Annotated in this window: 18 protein-coding genes, 1 tRNA gene and 1 pseudogene; 16 read left to right on the top strand and 4 right to left on the bottom strand. The window is 46.8% G+C overall.

What is annotated here, in order from left to right; translation table 11 throughout:
- The first annotated feature begins 370 nt into the window (after positions 1 to 370).
- The 7 genes from DWX62_RS15220 (at position 371) to DWX62_RS15190 (ending at position 6,475) form a co-directional block, all read left to right on the top strand.
- Positions 371 to 817, top strand: coding sequence for a hypothetical protein (locus tag DWX62_RS15220; protein ID WP_005828652.1), 447 nt, complete (start codon positions 371 to 373; stop codon positions 815 to 817).
- Positions 818 to 1,016: 199 nt separating this feature from the next.
- Entirely contained in the window at positions 1,017 to 1,829 is an 813-nt protein-coding gene (locus DWX62_RS15215; RefSeq protein ID WP_005828650.1) for a MotA/TolQ/ExbB proton channel family protein, read from the top strand.
- 93 nt (positions 1,830 to 1,922) lie between these two features.
- Positions 1,923 to 2,528, top strand: a complete 606-nt coding sequence (locus DWX62_RS15210) for a biopolymer transporter ExbD (protein WP_005828648.1) — start codon at positions 1,923 to 1,925, stop codon at positions 2,526 to 2,528.
- A gap of 39 nt (positions 2,529 to 2,567) precedes the next feature.
- A complete protein-coding gene (locus DWX62_RS15205) occupies positions 2,568 to 3,218 on the top strand; it encodes a biopolymer transporter ExbD (protein WP_005828642.1) in 651 nt (216 codons plus the stop codon).
- Between the two features lie 28 nt (positions 3,219 to 3,246).
- On the top strand, positions 3,247 to 4,062 hold the full coding sequence (locus DWX62_RS15200) for an energy transducer TonB (protein WP_005828639.1): 816 nt from the start codon (positions 3,247 to 3,249) through the stop codon (positions 4,060 to 4,062).
- Between the two features lie 11 nt (positions 4,063 to 4,073).
- A complete protein-coding gene (locus tag DWX62_RS15195) occupies positions 4,074 to 5,024 on the top strand; it encodes a substrate-binding domain-containing protein (protein WP_005828635.1) in 951 nt (316 codons plus the stop codon).
- A gap of 5 nt (positions 5,025 to 5,029) precedes the next feature.
- Positions 5,030 to 6,475, top strand: coding sequence for a tetratricopeptide repeat protein (locus DWX62_RS15190; protein WP_120172983.1), 1,446 nt, complete (start codon positions 5,030 to 5,032; stop codon positions 6,473 to 6,475).
- Between the two features lie 47 nt (positions 6,476 to 6,522).
- Here DWX62_RS15190 and DWX62_RS15185 read toward each other — a convergent pair whose 3' ends face one another.
- The gene (locus DWX62_RS15185; protein WP_008665930.1) at positions 6,523 to 7,446 is read right to left on the bottom strand and encodes a helix-turn-helix domain-containing protein; all 924 of its coding nucleotides are present in this window, start codon (positions 7,444 to 7,446) and stop codon (positions 6,523 to 6,525) included.
- 246 nt (positions 7,447 to 7,692) lie between these two features.
- On the opposite strand from DWX62_RS15185, the gene DWX62_RS15180 reads away from it, so the two are divergent.
- From DWX62_RS15180 to DWX62_RS15160, 5 genes and pseudogenes are all read left to right on the top strand, one after another.
- Positions 7,693 to 8,544 carry an ATP-binding cassette domain-containing protein gene (locus DWX62_RS15180; RefSeq protein WP_005828621.1) on the top strand — a complete coding sequence of 284 codons (852 nt, stop codon included), beginning with the start codon at positions 7,693 to 7,695 and terminating at the stop codon, positions 8,542 to 8,544.
- Positions 8,544 to 9,374, top strand: coding sequence for a hypothetical protein (locus DWX62_RS15175; RefSeq protein ID WP_005828617.1), 831 nt, complete (start codon positions 8,544 to 8,546; stop codon positions 9,372 to 9,374). Before DWX62_RS15180 ends, DWX62_RS15175 begins: the two co-directional genes overlap by 1 nt.
- Positions 9,375 to 9,376: 2 nt before the next feature.
- On the top strand, positions 9,377 to 9,745 hold the full coding sequence (locus DWX62_RS15170) for a GntR family transcriptional regulator (protein WP_005828614.1): 369 nt from the start codon (positions 9,377 to 9,379) through the stop codon (positions 9,743 to 9,745).
- Positions 9,746 to 9,757: 12 nt separating this feature from the next.
- Positions 9,758 to 10,591 carry a hypothetical protein gene (locus DWX62_RS15165; protein WP_005828612.1) on the top strand — a complete coding sequence of 278 codons (834 nt, stop codon included), beginning with the start codon at positions 9,758 to 9,760 and terminating at the stop codon, positions 10,589 to 10,591.
- A gap of 52 nt (positions 10,592 to 10,643) precedes the next feature.
- Positions 10,644 to 11,953, top strand: a pseudogene (locus tag DWX62_RS15160) (anaerobic C4-dicarboxylate transporter).
- A 641-nt stretch (positions 11,954 to 12,594) separates the two neighbouring features.
- On the opposite strand, the gene DWX62_RS15155 reads toward DWX62_RS15160, so the two are convergent.
- Positions 12,595 to 12,667: transfer RNA gene (locus DWX62_RS15155), tRNA-Met, on the bottom strand.
- A 238-nt stretch (positions 12,668 to 12,905) separates the two neighbouring features.
- Between DWX62_RS15155 and DWX62_RS15150 the strand changes: the two genes are divergently transcribed.
- The 4 genes from DWX62_RS15150 (at position 12,906) to DWX62_RS15135 (ending at position 17,580) form a co-directional block, all read left to right on the top strand.
- Positions 12,906 to 13,490: a TetR/AcrR family transcriptional regulator gene (locus DWX62_RS15150; RefSeq protein WP_005828604.1), complete on the top strand. Its 585-nt coding sequence runs from the start codon at positions 12,906 to 12,908 to the stop codon at positions 13,488 to 13,490.
- Positions 13,491 to 13,521: 31 nt separating this feature from the next.
- Positions 13,522 to 14,268 (top strand): 3-oxoacyl-[acyl-carrier-protein] reductase, encoded by a 747-nt coding sequence (gene fabG / locus DWX62_RS15145; RefSeq protein WP_005828602.1) that lies wholly within the window; start codon positions 13,522 to 13,524, stop codon positions 14,266 to 14,268.
- A gap of 92 nt (positions 14,269 to 14,360) precedes the next feature.
- A complete protein-coding gene (locus tag DWX62_RS15140; protein WP_005834903.1) occupies positions 14,361 to 15,032 on the top strand; it encodes an RNA pseudouridine synthase in 672 nt (223 codons plus the stop codon).
- Positions 15,033 to 15,042: 10 nt separating this feature from the next.
- Entirely contained in the window at positions 15,043 to 17,580 is a 2,538-nt protein-coding gene (locus DWX62_RS15135) for a prolyl oligopeptidase family serine peptidase (RefSeq protein ID WP_120172982.1), read from the top strand.
- 87 nt (positions 17,581 to 17,667) lie between these two features.
- On the opposite strand, the gene DWX62_RS15130 is transcribed toward DWX62_RS15135, so the two are convergent.
- Together DWX62_RS15130 and DWX62_RS15125 are read right to left on the bottom strand one after the other, a co-directional pair.
- Positions 17,668 to 17,850: a hypothetical protein gene (locus DWX62_RS15130; RefSeq protein ID WP_005828596.1), complete on the bottom strand. Its 183-nt coding sequence runs from the start codon at positions 17,848 to 17,850 to the stop codon at positions 17,668 to 17,670.
- Positions 17,851 to 18,072: 222 nt separating this feature from the next.
- Positions 18,073 to 19,500 carry a sigma-54 dependent transcriptional regulator gene (locus tag DWX62_RS15125; protein WP_120172981.1) on the bottom strand — a complete coding sequence of 476 codons (1,428 nt, stop codon included), beginning with the start codon at positions 19,498 to 19,500 and terminating at the stop codon, positions 18,073 to 18,075.
- Positions 19,501 to 19,559: the final 59 nt, after the last annotated feature.

Below are 19,559 nucleotides of genomic sequence, written 5' to 3'. Positions count from 1 at the left end.
CGTTTTCAGAAGAAGCCTCCGTGTCTGATAAGGATACGGAGGCTTTGTTCGTTTTATATACCTCTCCTCTAACATTCCGTTTCTACCGCTAATCACTATACCTTATTATATATAATTATTCATCGTATATTCATCAGATTAATTCCCGAATTAAGGTGCTAAATGAATGATTAAAAACGTTTAAAATCAGTATTTTATATCCTATTCCCACTTTCGTATTTCATATATTCTTCGTACCTTTACAGAGTATTAAAAGGTATAGTAAATCCTTTAATCAGTGAACAATTTAATCTTTTTACAAAAGAAAGTAACATAGCTGTAAAACAAATAAGAGAGACATCTGTTATTTATTGTAGAATCATTAGACGACATGAAAACAACTGTAAAGACATTCTGGATATGCATGCTACTGATGTTGACTTGCAGCATTAGCGGTAAAGCCATTGACCTGGTGCAGGTGGATGACAGAATGGCCGGAACTGCTGAAGTTTCCGCTTCTTTATCTTCATGTTCTTCTACTTCCGACAATAGTATTGACAAGAAGAATTCATTGTTCACGAATACCAAGTTCGCATGGACTACGGATGTCGAACTGGGAAACAAACCGGTTTCCGAAACTTACTCTTCTCATCAACAGCGTTTGCGCAGGGTGATTGAAGACAATCTTTTCCTCAGAAACATTCTTTTGATGTTATCCAACCACGAGAATCTACTCGTGCAAGGCCGCTCTAAATTATACTACTCAGATAAAGACCCGTACTATGCATTGACGGGCAGTGATTACTATATTTATACGCTTCGGCGGATTTTGATTTAGCCAACTTTTCTTCTTATTGATTTCCCCCTTTTTCTCCTTATTGTCTTGAAGAGACTGAAGGCAGGTGACCTTTAGTGTACATATATGTTAGTTAAGGTTGCAAGGATGATTACGCCCTATCGGTTCGTAAGCGGGAAGTCGTATCCCTATGCTTTATTTTCAAAACTCTATTTAAATACCAACAATTAAACTTTTCATCATGGAAACTACTCAAAAAAAAGCAGCCTCTTTTAAAGGCATCAGATCCGCCGGTTGGGTAATCGTAATCTGCTTTATCATCGCCGTGCTTATTTTTCACTTTGTGTTGGGAAATCCCTCCAACTTTATGAACAACGACCCGAACAACCATCCGTTGCCGGGTAACTTCCTCGGTACCATCTATAAAGGTGGATTCATTGTTCCTGTAATTCAAACGCTTTTGCTGACTGTCATCGCACTGAGTATTGAACGTTATATTGCCATTGGCGCTGCCTTTGGTAAGGGGTCATTGGTGAAATTCGTAGCTAACATCAAAGCAGCCTTGGCTGAAGGTGATATGAAGAAGGCACAACAAATCTGCGATTCACAACGTGGTTCTGTAGCCAATGTGGTAAATGCCACTTTGAAGAAGTATGCCGAGATGGAGAATGACACAGAGCTGTCCAAAGACCAGAAACTGCTTGCCATCCAGAAGGAATTGGAAGAAGCCACTGCGCTGGAACTGCCGATGATGGAGCAGAATCTTCCTATTATTGGTACCATCACGACTTTAGGTACATTGATGGGATTGCTCGGTACAGTTATCGGTATGATCCGTTCATTTGCCGCCCTTGCAGCCGGAGGTTCAGCCGACTCCATGGCTCTGTCGCAAGGTATTTCTGAGGCTTTGATTAATACTGCCTTCGGTATCTTGACCGGTGCATTGGCCGTTATCTCCTACAACTATTATACAAACAAGATTGACAAGTTGACTTACAGCCTCGATGAGGTTGGTTTCTCCATCGTGCAGACTTTTGCAGCTACCCATAAATAGTTGACTGCTGATAGTTGGAGCTGCGCTGTGACGTAGGCTTCTATTATCTATTCAACGAATGAATTCTCAATTTTAATTTTCAATGAAACGATTATGGGCAGAGCGAAAATAAAAAAGAAAAGTACGTTCATCGATATGACGGCGATGAGTGACGTAACTGTACTGCTGCTGACCTTCTTCATGCTGACTTCTACGTTCGTGAAGAAAGAGCCGGTACAAGTAACGACTCCCGCCTCTGTATCCGAGATTAAGATTCCGGAGACAAATGTACTCCAGATATTGGTCGATCCGAGCGGAAAAGTATTTATGAGTCTGGACAAGCAGTCCGACTTGCGCGAAGTGCTGGAAGCTATGGGGCAGGAGTATGGAGTGACTTTCACTCCGGAGGAAACTAAAAAATTCATGCTGGCGTCTACCTTTGGTGTGCCGATGAAGAGTATGAAGAAATACCTCGACTTGCCGCAAGACCAGCAAGATGCTGTATTGAAGAATGAGGGGATACCGACAGACAGTATTGACAATCAGTTCAAGGCCTGGGTACGCAACGCCCGTGCAGTGAACAGTGATTTGCGCATTGCCATCAAGGCAGATGCCAATACTCCTTATTCCGTAATAAAAAATGTGATGAACTCACTTCAGGACCTCAGAGAGAACCGGTACAACCTGATTACTTCTCTGAAGACCACAAGTGAAGAGTGACAAGCTACGAGTTACAAGTAGAACAAGAAAGGAAACATTATGGCTGAAATACAAGAAAGCGGCAACAAGAAAGGTGGAAAAAGCAAGCAGAAGAAAATGACTGTCAGGGTGGACTTTACACCTATGGTGGACATGAACATGTTGCTGATTACCTTCTTTATGCTTTGTACCTCACTGAGCAAACCTCAGACCATGGAGATAAGCATGCCGAGCAATGACAAGACCATCACCGAGGAGCAGCAGACCAAAGTCAAGGCTTCCCAAGCCATCACGCTGTTGCTGGGGGATGACAACAAGTTGTATTATTACGAAGGGGAACCTAACTACAAGGACTATACTTCACTGAAGGAAACTACCTATCAGGCGGATGGTCTGCGGGCAATGCTTCTGCAACGTAATAGAGTTGCTGTGAACGAGGTGAACAGACTGAAGCAGCAGAAACTGGATCTTAAGATATCAGAGGATGACTACCGGAAACAGCTTTCCGAGATAAAAAGCGGAAAGGATACGCCGACAGTCATCATCAAGGCTACCGATAAGTCTTCGTACAAGAATCTGATTGATGCTCTCGATGAAATGCAGATATGTAATATAGGTAAGTATGTGATAACGGATATTGCCGAAGCCGACGAGTTCTTGATGAAGAACTACGAAAGCAAGGGCGAATTGTCCCAGAACATTGCTGAATGATGTGTAACACCCAAAGAAAGGAAAGAATATGGCTAAAGTAGATTTAAGCTCCCAAGCATGGTGTGACCTCGTGTTCAGTGGTAAGAACAAAGCATATGGAGCCTATAAGATGCGTGAGACCTCTCCCAGACGGCACAACATTGCCGTGATACTGGTAATTGTAATTGCATTGATAGGTTTCAGTATCCCTACGCTGATAAAGATGGCTACCCCCAAACAGAAAGAGGTGATGACCGAAGTGACTACCCTTTCGCAGCTGGAAGAACCGGAAGTGAAGCAGGAAGAGATGAAGCGGATAGAGCCCGTGGCCCCACCGCCGCCTGCATTGAAAAGCTCCATTAAGTTTACCGCTCCCGTCATCAAAAAGGATGAGGAAGTGAGGGACGAGGATGAAATAAAAAGCCAGACAGAACTGACGGAAACGAAAGTTGCCATCTCCATTGCCGACGTGAAAGGTAATGACGAGGAACACGGCAAGGACATCGCCGACTTGAAACAAGTGGTGACGCAGGCCGAACCGGAACCTGAAAAGGTTTTCGATATGGTAGAGCAGATGCCCCAGTTCCCCGGTGGTCAGGCCGAGATGATGCAGTTCATCAGCAAGAATATGAAGTATCCGACCATTGCCCAGGAAAACGGTACGCAAGGGCGTGTAACCTGCCAGTTTGTGGTAGGTGCCGACGGCAAGGTGCGTGATGTGAAAGTGCTGAGAGGTGTAGACCCCTATCTGGATAAAGAAGCTGTCCGTGTGATTATGTCCATGCCCAAATGGATTCCCGGCAAGCAGAATGGTAAGGCCGTATCGGTGAAATATACGATACCGGTGATGTTTAGATTACAATAAGTGTGTGTGTTATGAAAACGGTGAAACAACTTCAGCTTTCAGGCTTGCTGGTGCTGCTGACTCTGCTGTCTGCCTGCCAAAGCAAGCCCAAGGACGGACAAACGGATACGTATACCTCCGGTGTGATTGCAATTGCTGCGGACGAAAGTTTCCAGCCTATTGTGCAGGAAGAAATTGACGTGTTCGAAGGACTGTTCCCCTTGGCAGGAATTGTGCCCCGTTATGTGACGGAAGTCGATGCCGTCAACCTCTTGCTCAAGGACAGTCTGCGGTTGGCAATAACCAGTCGCAGACTGACTCCCGAAGAGATGAATTCCTTCAATAGCCGGAAGTTTTTTCCGCAGGAGATAAAGATTGCTACGGACGGGCTGGCATTGATAACCCATCTTGGCAATCCGGATTCATTGATTAGTGTGAAGGACATCCGCCGCATCCTGACGGGTGATGCGAAGCAGTGGAAAGATATCTATCCGGCTTCCCGTCTGGGGGATATCAGTCTTGTGTTTGACAACAAGAACTCCAGTACCGTACGTTTTGCTGTCGATTCCATCTGTAAGGGTGTACCGCTTTCCAGTCAGTTGAAAGCGTTGAAAACCAATAGGGAGGTGATTGACTACGTGGCCCGCACGCCTGATGCCATCGGTATTATCGGCGTGAACTGGCTGAGCGACCGGAATGACAGTACGGGGCTCTCTTTCAGTAAAGAGGTGCGGCTGATGTCCGTCAGTGCTGCTGACAAGGCCATGCCGGACAACAGTTACAAACCCTATCAGGCGTATTTGTATTACGGTGATTATCCGTTGGCACGCAGCATCTATGCCTTGTTGAATGATCCGCGGAGCGCACTTCCGTGGGGATTTGCCTCTTTCCTCGCTTCCGACCGGGGACAGCGGATTATATTGAAGTCGGGATTGGTCCCCGCCACCCAACCGGTGCGCGTGGTGAACGTCAAGGATGAATAACTAAAATGAATGCTAACATGAAACGTAGATTTGTATTTTGTTTGGGAGCGATGCTGTTTGCAGGTACGCTCGCCGCACAAACGCCGGTGCCCGAATGGCAGGCGGGGGTGGATAAAGTAAAAAGTCTGATAAAGACGAATCCGGAGCAGGCTTCCGACGCAGCCGGAGAACTGCTGAAGGGCAAGAACAAGAAAAATGTGGAGCTTGTGACTTCCGTGGCCCGTGCCTATCTGGATGTAGGACAGCTGAAAGAGGCGGAAACCTATCTGGAGATGGCAAGAAAGGCCGACAACAAGGCTCCGGCAGTTTCTGTACTCGAGGGTGACATCGCTTTTGCCCGGAAAGATATCGGAAAGGCATGCCAGCTTTATGAGCAAGCCATCTATTTTGATTCGAATTATAAGGATGCGTATCTGAAATATGCGCAGGCATACAAGTCTGCCAGTCCTTCGCAGGCCATAGAGAAGCTGAACCAGCTGAAGGCCATAGCTCCGGATTGCCTGGAAGCAGACAAGGAGCTGGCGGAAGTGTATTACGCCACCAACCGTTTTGGCAAGGCTGCCGACACCTATGCCAAGTTCATCGATACTCCCGTGGCTACGGAAGATGACATCCTGAAATATGCTTTTGCACTATTCTTGAACCACGACTTCGAGAAATCCTTGGCGGTGGCGCAGAAAGGTTTGCAGAAGAATGCCCGCCATGCCGCATTCAACCGGCTTGTGATGTACAACAATGTCGACCTCAAGCGTTATGACGAGGCAGAGAAGGCTGCCGATGCTTTCTTCAATGCTTCGGATAATGCCGATTATTCATGCTTGGATTACCGCTATCACGGTGCTCTGTTGAGTGCTCTGAAGAAATATGACCAGGCCATTGAGGAATATGGTAAGGCATTGGAGAAGGATGAGAGTCAGGTGGATTTGTGGCGTGAGATTGCCGATGCTTATGAATTGAAAAACGACTATACCCAAGCCATTGCTGCTTATAAAAAGTACTATGACTCGCTGGCACAAGGTAAAAAGACGTCCGAAAACTTATTCCAGTTAGGGCGTCTGTACTACGGAGAGGGTACGTCCTCGGACACTCTCTCCGTTCAGTCTGCCGACCGCATGGCGGCATTGCAGGCTGCCGACTCTGTGTTCGCACTTGTTGCCGAACAAGCTCCCGACAGTTATTTGGGAGATATGTGGCGCGCCCGCACACACTCTGCCATGGACCCCGAAACTACAGAGGGATTGGCGAAACCTTATTACGAGAAGGTGGTGGACGTACTGCTTGCCAAAAACGAACCGAGGTACAACTCTGCATTGATAGAGTGTTACAGTTATCTGGGCTACTACTATCTGTTGAAGAGTGACTATGCTACTTCGAAAGAGTACTGGAATAAAATTCTGGCTATCGACCCCACCAATGCCACAGCAAACAAGGCATTGGACGGCATCAAATAGCAATAATTTTAGTTGTTTGTCGTGTCGGGAGGAGTGGAGAGTGATTCTTAGCTCCTCCTTTTTTGTTGCAGGGTCCCCCTTGGAGGCAGTGATTGCTTGCGGTAGTCCGTGGGTGAAGTGCCTAAGTGTGTCTTCACATACTTCCCGAAAAAGGAGATGTTGGGGAAATCCTGATGCTCGGAAATCTCCTTGATAGACTTATTGGAATACTTCAGAAAATATTTGATGTCTTCGACCACATAATCGTTTATCCACTCGAAGGCTGTCTTTCCGCTGACCTTTTTGCAGACGGTGGAAAGATATTTGGGAGTAACACACAGCTTACCCGCATAATAGGAAATAGAACGTTTTTTCACCTCGGTGCAGGCCAGCAGGTCGAGGAATCTCTTGAATAGAATGTTGCTCCGCTTCACCATTTGGCTTTCGGGAGGGGTGCTCAACTGGTTTAAATCTGCCAGCAGCTCATACAGCATGGTGCGTATCAGCGACCTGATGACTTCTTTGTAGTAGGGCTGCTCCGCTTGTTTCATTCGGGCACGTATCACCTTATAGTATAAATCGAACAGTTGCACTCTGTCCTTGTCAATGCGTACTACCGGATTCTGGCTGATATAGAAAGCCTTGTTCCATATGTCACTACTTTTATGAAGGTACTTCTGTGTAATCTGGGTCGACAGACAGAACATGGCGCCCTTGAAGTCGGAACTGGTTGTGCAATTGCTCAGAATCATATTGGGCATACAAATCAGCATCTCACCGGGGTAGATAGCATATTTTTGGGTATTGATGTTTATCTGCAGTCTTCCTTTTACACAGACCACATAGATGTTTGCATTCAACTTGAAATACTTGTTGAAAAGCAAGTTCTTGAAATCTCCAAGTATAGCAATATCGTTGTCGGTATAGTCCGTACTTGTATATTCTGCTATATTGTATGTGTTAAGTTGGTAAATCTTTTCTTCGTTTTTCATATTCATGTCTTTAGCTCCTTTGCAAATGTAAAGCAAGTGGCAGGAAATATAGAGTCCTAAATGGATACAGAAGTGTCCTAATCTTCTTGCGTGTGAGGCTAATTTCGAACCAAAGAATAGAATTGTTCCTTTTTCTGAGCATTTTTTTTCTTGAAACGCTTGTCGTATTGAAAAGAATGTCTACTTTTGCGGTGTACTATTATACTAATACACATAAACAATAAGATATTTAATTCATCCAAGCGTATGTTACAAGTAGAAAACATTTCATTTAGTTATCGCAAGGGGCGGAAAGAAGTCCTGAGCGATTTTTCACTTTCGCTGGAAGCCGGCCGGGTTTACGGTCTGTTGGGTAAGAACGGAGCCGGCAAGTCTACGTTGCTCTATCTGATGAGCGGTTTGTTGGCTCCCAAACGTGGGAGAGTGATGTATCATGATACCGACATGCGCCGCCGGTTGCCCGTCACGTTGCAGGACATGTTTCTGGTACCCGAGGAGTTCGAGCTGCCTCCTATTTCCTTGGTCAGCTATATTGAACTGAACAGTAAGTTCTATCCCCGTTTCAGCAAGGAAGACATGGTGAAGTACCTACATTTCTTCGAGATGGATATGGATGCTGATTTGGGAGCCTTGTCCATGGGGCAGAAAAAGAAAATCTTCATGAGTTTTGCGCTGGCCACCAATACTTCCCTGCTGCTGATGGATGAGCCTACCAATGGACTGGATATTCCGGGAAAGAGCCAGTTCCGCAAATTTCTGGCTTCGGGTATGTCGGACGACAAGACGATTGTCATTTCCACCCATCAGGTGCGTGACATTGACAAAGTACTGGACCATGTGCTGATTATGGACAACAGCCGCGTATTGCTGGACGAATCCACTGCCAGCATTTGCAGTAAGCTGTTCTTCTTGGAGAGTGACGACCGGGAGTTGGCTGCGACTGCCTTGTACACGCTTCCCTCCGTACAAGGCAATTTCTTGATGCTGCCCAATACGGAAGGTGAGGAATCGGAGATTAATCTTGAACTGCTGTTTGGCGCCGTACTTGCAGAGCCTGGGAAGATAGCGGAAATGTTTCACACTAAAACAAATGAATAATGATACGCGATACCTTTTTTAGTTTGCATCGCTTTGTGAACGTATGCCGCAAAGAGATGGTGGAGAATTGGAAGACCTATATACTCCGCTCGGTGATGGTCTACGGAATGTTGGCCATAGTCTTTGTCTGGAATGGATACTATCAGTATCACAATCTGGAAGCGGGAGCTGTGGGCATGGACCCTATCTGGGAGTTTGAGTCCAGATTCTTTCTTTGGGGACTTGTCATTTGGGGATGCATTAGCGCCTCGTTTACCATGGAAAGGATGAAAAGCAAGACGAGTCGTACCGTTGTGCTCATGACACCTGCCACCATGTTCGAGAAATTCTTTGCCCGCTGGCTGGTGGCTACCTGCGGCTTTATCTTGGTCTTTCTGATAGCTTTCAAGCTGGCGGACTTGACAAGAGTCGTCTTCTATCTTCTGGCCTACCCGGAGCTGCATGTCGTTCACTCCTTTCCGTTGTGGGAATTCTGCTGTAACACGAACCGTTTCTATGAGACGATAGGAAGCGGACCGGCTGTGGTGGGTATATTCCTGAGCTGCTACTTTTTTCTACAGTCTTTCTTCCTGCTGGGCAGTACGGTCTGGCCCAAAAATGCACTTATCAAGACTTTTGCGGCCGGTGTCTGCATCTTCGTTTCATATATCCTGATAGCTGTATTGTGTCTGGAAACCATTCTACCCAATAATTTTTTTATGACCGAGCCTTATATCAACAGGGAAGCATCGAGTGACTGGCTGATTTTTATAACTTCGTTTTTCGCCCTTTTCAACTGGGTGCTTGCCTATTTCCGTTTCAAGGAGTCCGAAATCATTAATCGCTGGTAACTATGAACTTTAAGGAAAGCAAAGCCATCTACCTGCAAATAGCAGACCGCATTTGCGACGAGGTACTTCTCGGGCAATATCAGGAGGAAGAACGTATTCCTTCGGTACGGGAATATGCGGCTGTGGTAGAGGTCAACGCCAATACGGTGATGCGTTCGTACGACTACTTGCAGACGCAAGGAGTGATTTACAACAAGCGGGGTATCGGCTATTTTGTGTCGGTAGGTGCACGTAAGCTGATTCTTTCGTTGAGGAAAGAGTATTTTCTGAAGGAGGAAGTGGATTATTTCTTCAAGCAGATTTTCACGCTGGGCATCTCTGCCGAGGAGTTGTCCGGGATGTATCAGGAGTTTATCAAGAAACAAAAATAAAAGAAGACAGTTATGAAACGAACGACTTATATAATGATAGGAATGCTGGTTACCGGTGTGGCAATGGTATGCGGACTCATGTTCTATGTGGTGGACCGCAATGTCACTCAGAAAGATAATTTTATGGAAATCGGCGGAGAACGGAAAACGGTGCAGCTGCCCTCGTGCAGGGTGTTGAAGCTGACACAGCCTCCGGTGGTGTGGAAACAGAAAAAAGAAGGTATTGTGGAGGCAGAGCGTATGTTCTCGTTCGGGGAAGTGCCGTTGGAGGTAACTGCCGGAGACTCTTTGCAGCAGGGCAGTTTCTCCTATGCAGGGGATATGGAGGCTTTTATGTCGATGACTTCCGTTGGCGATACCCTGCTCGTCACCTTTGACTTTCCGGAGGATAAGCTGGAACAGCATCTTCAGAATGACATTTGGATAAGGGTTCGTTCAGAAGGGATGGAATTGCGGTTGCCTGCGGAGGTACAAGCGGTTGTGGTAGATGTGGAAGATATGGAAGCCAATTTCTACGGACTCCGTTGCGATACGCTCTCTTTCCGCACGCGATACCTTGCCCGGCTGGAAGATTGCCATGTCACTGCGCTTGCGGCGCAGGCGCAGAGCTTGCATTTCAACAGCGGCACAGTGCGCAACCTTTATCTGAATCTGGACGAGATAGCCGATTGGGATGTCAATACCGGTTCCTTCCATATCGATACGGAGCATCTGTCCGGCAGCCGCTATCATCGTTGTCTTTTACAGAAGAATGAATGCCGCCGGGTGTTCTGGACACCGTTAAAGGATGATGCCTCTTTGAGTGTGGAGTTAAAACAAGCAGTTAAAATAGAAGTAGGTGAGTAGCCATAATACGAAATGACTTATCTTTGCACATGAATCAAAAAGTGTAGAGTATATGGCCTTGCAATTGGCATTCGTATTGGTAGCTATCATTATAGGCGCCCGCTTGGGCGGCATTGGACTAGGTGTAATGGGAGGGATAGGTCTGGCAATTCTGACGTTTGGTTTCGGATTGCAGCCTACATCACCTCCCATTGACGTTATGTTGATGATAGCCGCCGTCATTTCTGCCGCATCCTGCATGCAGGCGGCTGGCGGACTGGATTATATGGTAAAGCTGGCAGAACGGTTGTTGCGGAAGAATCCTTCGCAGGTCACCATCTTGAGCCCTATTGTGACCTATTTGTTTACTTTTGTTGCCGGTACGGGACATGTGGCATATTCGGTGCTTCCCGTGATTGCCGAGGTTGCCACGGAGACCAAGATTCGTCCCGAGAGGCCACTGGGCATTGCGGTGATTGCTTCGCAGCAGGCTATTACGGCAAGTCCCATTTCGGCTGCCACCGTCGCACTGCTTGGGTTGCTGGCGGGATTTGATGTCACCTTGTTCGATATTCTGAAAATAACGATTCCTGCTACCATTATCGGGGTACTTGTGGGCGCCTTGTTCTCCATGAAGGTGGGCAAGGAGCTGGCAGACGACCCGGAGTACAGAAAGAGGTTGACCGAAGGCTATCTTGATGTCAAGAAGGTGGAGATAAAGGATATACACAATAAACGGCATGCCGTCTTGTCTGTGCTTATCTTTATCCTTGCCACTGTTTTTATCGTGTTCTTTGGTTCGTTCGACAGTTTGCGTCCTGCCTTCGTGATAGACGGCGAGACGGTGAGACTCGGCATGTCCGCCATTATCGAAATCGTGATGCTCTCTGCCGCCGCCCTCATCTTGCTGCTGACTCGCACCGACGGCATGAAGGCAACGCAAGGCTCCGTCTTCCCGGCAGGCATGCAGGCGGTGATTGCCATATTCGGCATTGCCTGGATGGGAGATACTTTTCTTCAGGGAAACATGCTTCAGTTGACCCAGTCCATCGAGGGAGTGGTGAGGCAAATGCCGTGGCTGTTCGGGATAGCCTTGTTTGCCATGTCGATTCTGCTTTATAGCCAGGCCGCCATGTGCGCGCACTGATGCCTTTGGGCATCGCTTTGGGCATTTCGCCTATGATACTGGTTGCTCTGTTCCCGGCCGTAAACGGTTACTTCTTTATTCCCAACTATCCCACCGTAGTAGCAGCCATTAATTTCGACCGTACCGGAACTACCCGTATCGGCAAGTATGTGCTGAACCACTCGTTCATGCTTCCCGGACTTGTTTCGACTGGCGTTGCCATCGGGCTGGGGTTGCTTTTCATCAGGATATTCTAAGGGAAACCGCTGCTTTCAATCCGTTGTATATAGGGCTTTGTTTACTTGTGTATAGGGGAGTGTTCCCTTTTACTCATTGCCTTATCAGCGCCTAATGGTCGTGCGGCGATCTGCTGACGGCTGTTAAGCGGGTTGTTGATGGCCGTTAGGCGATTGCATCATGGCCGTTGCATACTGTTGATTCCTTATGTCCGACGTAATAAATACCTTCATTCTCTGAATAAAGCACAGAGGAAAACAGTATTGAAGTCTTGGCTTTGTGTGGCTGTACGCATTTGTTCTGATTGCATTTGAAGGGGGAGGAGATGGAATTAATACCGTGTTTGCAGGATATTGATTTCGTGCAGGTACGATATAAATAAGATGTGATGCAAGAAATTAATAACTTGTGTTACTTCATGTTAGCTTCTTGTGTGTCAGTATTTCTGTTTGTGAAACGGTGTGGAAGCAAATTTTGCTTCCACACTTTTGAGTTGCTTCCACCGCATCTGTAATGCCGATGAATAAAGGGATGTGGAGAGGAGGTGGAAGTGTGGAAGCAATTTGCACAAACATTATTTGCGCAAACATTTTTTTCTGTCCTTGATGGGAATTAAAAAAAATGAGGATAAAGGCCTTTAAACCTTTTATCCTCATTGTAGTTGCGGAGATCCGACTCGAACGAATGACCTTTGGGTTATGAGCCCAACGAGCTACCAACTGCTCCACTCCGCGATGTTATTGTTTTGTGGGTGCAAAGGTACGGCTTTTTATTTAATATGCAAATAAAATGCATGATATTTTTGAGGTTAAGTGGATTTTAATGAGTAATATGTTGATAAATAGAACGATAATAAGCCTACTTTTTTTCTTCCTTTTTAGGGCTGTTCATTAATAAAATGAATGTTTTCTTGTAAGATATGCGGAAATGTCTTACTTTTGCTCAAATAATAAAGCAATGTGCAATTAATCTATGACCGTATCGAAGACAAAAGCTAAATTAGTGGACGTTGCCCGTCAGCTGTTTGCAAAGATGGGTGTTGAAAATACCACGATGAATGATATTGCCCTCGCTTCAAAGAAAGGTAGGAGAACGCTCTATACCTATTTTAAGAGCAAGGAAGATATCTACTTGGCTGTTGTTGAGTCGGAGCTGGATATTCTTTCGGATATGATGAAGCACGTGGTAGAGAAAGATATTCAGCCGGACGAGAAACTGATGGAAATGATTTACACTCATCTGGATGCGGTAAAAGAGGTTGTCTTTCGGAATGGTACTCTTCGTGCCAATTTCTTTCGGGATATTTGGAGAGTGGAGAAAGTGCGCAAACGTTTCGATGCTACAGAGACCCAGCTTTTCAAGGAGGTTCTGCGTGAAGGTATGGAGAAGGGTGTTTTCCAGATAGATGACTTGGATATGACTGCCGAGATTGTGCATTACAGTGTCAAAGGTATTGAAACACCTTATATCCGCGGCCATATAGGGGCCAATCTGGACGATGCGGTACGCGATACTTACGTGACCCGTCTGGTACTTGGTGCATTGGGAAAGAAGTAAGAATACATTTTATAAATAATTTTAAAATAATATGGGATTATTAGATGGAAAAACAGCCATTGTGACAGGTGCTGCACGCGGCATCGGCAAGGCTATCGCTTTGAAGTTCGCTCAAGAAGGAGCAAATATTGCATTCACTGACTTGGTGATTGATGAAAATGCCGAGGCTACGGCAAAAGAATTGGAAGCTTTGGGAGTAAAGGCAAAAGCTTATGCCTCCAATGCAGCAAACTTTGAAGACACTGCCAATGTAGTGGCAGAAATCCATAAGGACTTTGGACGTATTGATATTCTGGTAAACAATGCCGGTATCACACGTGACGGTCTGATGATGCGTATGAGCGAACAGCAATGGGATATGGTTATCAATGTCAACCTGAAATCGGCATTTAACTTTATCCATGCCTGCACACCCATCATGATGCGCCAGAAGGCGGGTAGCATTATCAATATGGCATCTGTGGTAGGTGTTCACGGCAATGCCGGCCAGGCCAACTATTCTGCTTCCAAAGCCGGTATGATTGCTTTGGCCAAGTCTATCGCTCAGGAGCTGGGTTCTCGCGGTATCCGTGCCAATGCCATTGCTCCGGGCTTCATCATGACAGCCATGACCGATGCCTTGTCTGAAGAGGTGAAGGCTGAATGGTGCAAGAAGATTCCTTTGCGTCGTGGCGGCACACCCGAAGACGTGGCAAATATCGCTACTTTCCTGGCTTCTGATATGTCTTCTTATGTATCCGGTCAGGTTATTCAGGTAGATGGTGGGATGAATATGTAATTTAATGATTAATGATTAGTGATTAATGTTTAATGAGAAGTTGGGTGTTAGTCATTAATCATTAATCACTAATCATTAAACATTAACAATCGATGACTGTCGTATACGAAGACAATCATATCATTATAGTCAACAAGACCGCTTCCGAGATAGTTCAGGGAGACAAAACGGGTGATACACCGCTTTCGGAAACTGTAAAGCAGTATCTGAAAGAGAAGTACAGCAAGCCTGGAAATGTCTTTATCGGTGTCACCCACCGGCTGGACCGCCCCGTGAGCGGTCTTGTTGTTTTTGCCAAGACCAGTAAGGCACTGTCGCGTCTGAACGAGATGTTCAAGAATAGCGAGGTGAAGAAGACTTACTGGGCAGTGGTGAAGAACCTGCCCCGTGAGGAAGAGGGGGAATTGGTGAACTATCTGGTGCGAAATGAGAAACAGAACAAGAGTTATGCATACGACAAGGAGGTGCCGGGCAGCAAGAAAGCGATTTTGCATTATCGGCTCATCGGGCGGTCGCAGAACTATTATCTGTTGGAAATAGATTTGAAAACCGGACGCCATCACCAGATACGCTGTCAGTTGGCAAAGATGGGCTGTCCCATCAAGGGAGATTTGAAGTATGGTTCGCCCCGCTCCAATCCCGACGGCAGCATTTGTCTGCATGCGCGGTATATCCGTTTTGTGCATCCGGTGTCCAAAGAACTGATAGAAGTGGAGGCTCCCGTCCCTCCCGGAAATTTATGGAATGGTTTTGAAACGATTTAATCTTACAGTAATGAAGAAAATCACAGTTTTGTCGGGTTTGCTGCTCCTTGCGGGATTGGCTGCCCAAGCTCAGGAAAGAGTTGCTGAGTATAACGTGCGTCCGGCCGTTACGGTGCGTACTCCCCTTCAGGGTGATAGCGTCAACTTCAAGGGAGATAAGTTTACTATCGGCAATCTTCTGAAGACGAAGGTCAGTCTTAACTTCGACGAGGGTTCGTACGAACGCATGGCTGCTGATACGGCTGGATATGTAGCTGTGGCAAAGGCAGACAAGGACAATCTGTTCTATCTGTTTGCTACCAATCTGCGTGCGGAGCGTTTCATGAAGGGCAAGCTGAATGTATATTCTCCTGCCCGTTTTGAGGTGTTTGTAAACGGTGAATCCAAGCAAGTCAAGGAGACAGCGGAGGACAGCTTGTCGCAGGTCCGTCCTACGGCTGTCAGTCTGCGTATGGACCCCGAAGCGGATTATGAGATTGTCATCAAGTTGCTTTCAAGCGCGGACGACAAGATGCAGCCGATGCTGAAATGCGAATTTGAAAAGGAAAAGGACTTTGCCGATGTAGCCTGCCGGATGGCACCGGACATGAAGAGACGTTTCTCTTTGTTCAACACCAATTTCGGCTCCCGAGCGAGCAGGGTTTCTCTTTCGCCCAACGGCAAGTATCTGCTGACCCGCTATTCGGACAATTACGACGTGAAGCGTTCCAGGACCCGTTGTGAGCTGACCGAGGTAAAGACCGGCCGGGTGATATTGCCCAATGCCAATGAAAAGATGAACTGGATGCCCAACAGCAACAAGCTCTATTATACGGTTATGGGCGAGGAGCAGAATGACCTGGTTGTGTTCGATCCCGCCACGATGCGTGAGGAAGTGCTGCTGAAGAATGTTCCCGAAGGATATTTCAGCTGGTCTCCTACAGAAGACTATCTTATCTATATGCTCACGGACGAGGGCGAAAAGGTGAGTGGCCCGTTGAAACGTCTCTTGCATCCGGACGACCGTATCCCCAATTCTCGTGACCGCTATTATCTCATGAAATACGATGTGGCGACGGGACTTTCCGAGCGCCTGACCTACGGTAGTCACAACGTCTATCTGAATGATATTTCCCCGGATGGCAAGAAACTGTTGTGCAGCACTTCCAAGCCGGACATCACTCGATGCCCTTTCTCCCTCTCTTCTCTTTTCGAGATTGATTTGACCACCTTGCAGGCAGATACGCTGGTCGCCTGGGATGCTTATCTGGGAAGTGCTTCTTACTCTCCGGACGGGAAGCAGCTTCTGGTGACGGGCAGTCCGTCTGCTTTCGGAGGCATTGGCAAGAATTGCGGTGAACATCCCATAGCCAATGACTTTGATACCCAAGCATTCATTATGGATTTGGCTACAAAGAAAGTGCAGGCTATCACGCGCGATTTCAATCCTACGGTGTCTCTCGTGCAGTGGAACCGTGTGGACGGATGTATCTATTTCGATACGACTGATGGGGATTGCAGGCATATCTACCGTTATGTTCCGAAGACGGGCGGCTTTGAAATGCTTCCGCTTGAAGAAGATGTGATTACTTCCTTCACGCTGGCCAATGACAATCCGGTTGTGGCTGCCTATGTGGGCGGAGGAAACACCAGCACGGGCGTAGCTTATACGTACGACACGAAGAAAAAAGTTTCTACCCTGCTTGCCAATCCCATGAAGCCCATCCTCGATAAGATTGAGCTGGGACAGATGGAAGAGTGGAACTTTACAGCTTCGGACGGTACGGAGATAAAGGGAATGGTTTGTCTGCCGCCGTCTTTTGACCCGAACAAGAAGTATCCGCTTATCGTATACTATTATGGAGGAACGACTCCTACAACCCGCGGTATAACTTCCCCGTACTGTGCACAGTTGTTTGCGTCACGTGACTATGTGGTTTATGTTATCCAGCCCAGTGGTGCCATCGGGTACGGCCAGGAGTTCTCTGCACGCCATGTCAATGCATGGGGTGAGCGTACGGCCGATGAGATCATTGAAGGTACGAAGAAATTCTGTGCAGCCCATCCGTTTGTCAACGATAAACGTATCGGATGTCTGGGTGCCTCTTATGGAGGATTCATGACGATGTATCTGCAGACTAAGACGGACATGTTCGCTGCCGCTGCCTCGCATGCTGGCATCAGCAATGTAACGAGCTATTGGGGCGAGGGTTATTGGGGATATTCCTATAACTCTGTTGCGGCAGCCGATAGCTATCCTTGGAATAATCCCGATTTGTTTACGAAGCATGGAGCATTGTTCAATGCGGACAAGATTAATACCCCTCTGTTGTTGCTGCATGGCACGGTAGATACAAACGTGCCTATCGGTGAAAGTATCCAGTTGTATAATGCGCTGAAGATATTGGGCAAGCCGGTGGAATTTATTACCGTGGACGGTGAAAACCATTTTGTACTTGATTATGCAAAACGTGAATTGTGGCATAATTCAATTATGGCTTGGTTTGCCCGCTGGCTGCAGGATAGTCCGGCATGGTGGAATGACCTTTATCCGGAAAGACATTGGTGATGTTTTAATTAACAATTGATAATAAAAAAAGCCGTTTCCCAGAATAGACAAGGAGGAAACGGCTTTTTTGTTGTAGTGTGCTTACTGTTATTGGGCCACTTTTGCTGTGTCTTGGACGTTCTCGGCTTTCTGCAAAGTATCCGTTACCACAGTGTCGTTAGACAAGGTTGTTGTCTTACTCGGCTGTTCTACCGGAGCCTTAGCTTGAGCCAAGAACGTTCCGCCACAAACAAACATAAACAGGGCTGCTACTAATACTAATTTTTTCATAATTCATTTGCTTTTAGGTTGGTATATCTTATTGTTAAGTCTAAGTGCTTGCTTGTTGTAGCGCTTGTTGCTTACGTCTAATATAGGTCAAATGGTGTGCCAGAAAGAATGTGTGTTGGATAATGTTCTGATAGTTAGTGATATATGTTTCTGTGCAAAGTGTGGCATAGTGTGGAAAAGTGTGGAATGTGTGGAGGGGAGTGTGGAATAATTCCACACCCTTTAGTCGGATATGTTATAAAGCTTCAACTTGTTGTACAGCGTTTTGCGGTCAATGCCCAACAGTTGTGCAGCGCGGCTCTTGTTGTTTCCCGTCTGCCGCAAGGCTTCGATGATTTGATGCTTCTCTGCCTCCTCATTGCGGAGAGGGATACCGATGATGCCCGGTGCGGGTCCTTTCAGTTCATTCAGTTCGTTGATAGTAATGAATTTGCCTTGTGCCAGCAAGGTTGCACGGCGTACCATATTCTTCATTTGGCGTAGATTGCCGGGCCAGGGATATTCCAATAGGGCGCGGGATGCCTTGTCATCAAAGCCGGTCAGTTGCTTGTCCATTTCGCGGTTGGCCTGGTCCAGAAAGAAATTGGCAAAGAGCAGGATGTCTTCACGGCGGTCTTTGAGTTGCGGCATACGTAGGGTGAATTCATTGATACGGTGATATAAATCTTCACGGAACGCCCCTTTTTCGATGGCTTGCTCCAGATTTTCGTTGGTGGCGGATACCAGACGTACATCCACGCTTATCTCTTTGTTTGAACCTACCGGACGTATCTTGCGCTCTTGCAAAGCACGCAGCAACTGTATTTGCACTTCATAGCTCAGATTGCCTATCTCATCCAGGAAGATGGTACCGCCGTTGGCTTCGACGAAAGCGCCCGTTTTGTCGGTCAGTGCGCCGGTAAAGGCACCCTTTATGTGCCCGAAGAACTCCGAAGCGGCCAATTCTTTGGGAATAGAACCGCAATCGATGGCTACAAACGGCCGGTCGGCACGCTTGCTGAGCTGGTGGATGCGGTGGGCTACGTATTCTTTGCCCGTTCCGCTGGCACCATTGATGAGTACGGACATATTGGTAGGTGAAACCAGTTTCACATAATTGTAGAGTTGTTTGGCTGCGTCGCTCTCTCCTTCGAGGAAGTCGGAGGAAGACAATGAGCCTTCTGCACTCTTCTGAGACTGATTTTTCATCTTGTCGGAATGCATCGTCTGTTTGGGCGAGACGGATGGTCTGTTTGGGGTAAACGCGTCATCTGTTCGGGACGGATGCATCATCTGTTTCAAAGCGGAGGATGATGCATTCAAGGCTTCGCCTATTTTTTTCAGTAATTCGTCCGGATTCACAGGCTTGGCAATGTAATCGCAGGCTCCCAGTTTCATGGCTTGGACGGCCGACTGTATGTCAGCGTATCCCGTCATGATGATAAGCGGTATTTGCAGGCCGTGTTCGCCCAGCCATTTCAATAAGTCAATGCCATCCTTGTCGGGCAGGCGTAGGTCAGACAAAATCAAGTCCACGGTTTCCGACTCAATATGTTTTTGAGCACGGGCAATGCTGCTGGTGGAGGTTACTTGGAAACCTTTTTTGCCGAGCCATGTTTTTAGCATCATGCCGTAAGTAATATCATCTTCTACAATTAATATGGATGTCATTGCTTTTGCCTTTTATCTCTTTTATGTAGGCAAAGGTAAGTGCTTTTGTCTGATTTTAG

This window comes from Bacteroides sp. AF20-13LB, from assembly GCF_003603065.1.
GTDB classification, from domain to species: Bacteria; Bacteroidota; Bacteroidia; order Bacteroidales; family Bacteroidaceae; genus Bacteroides; species Bacteroides uniformis.
The sequence above is the reverse complement of the archived record's forward strand: the minus strand, read 5'-3'. Positions and strand labels throughout refer to the sequence as shown.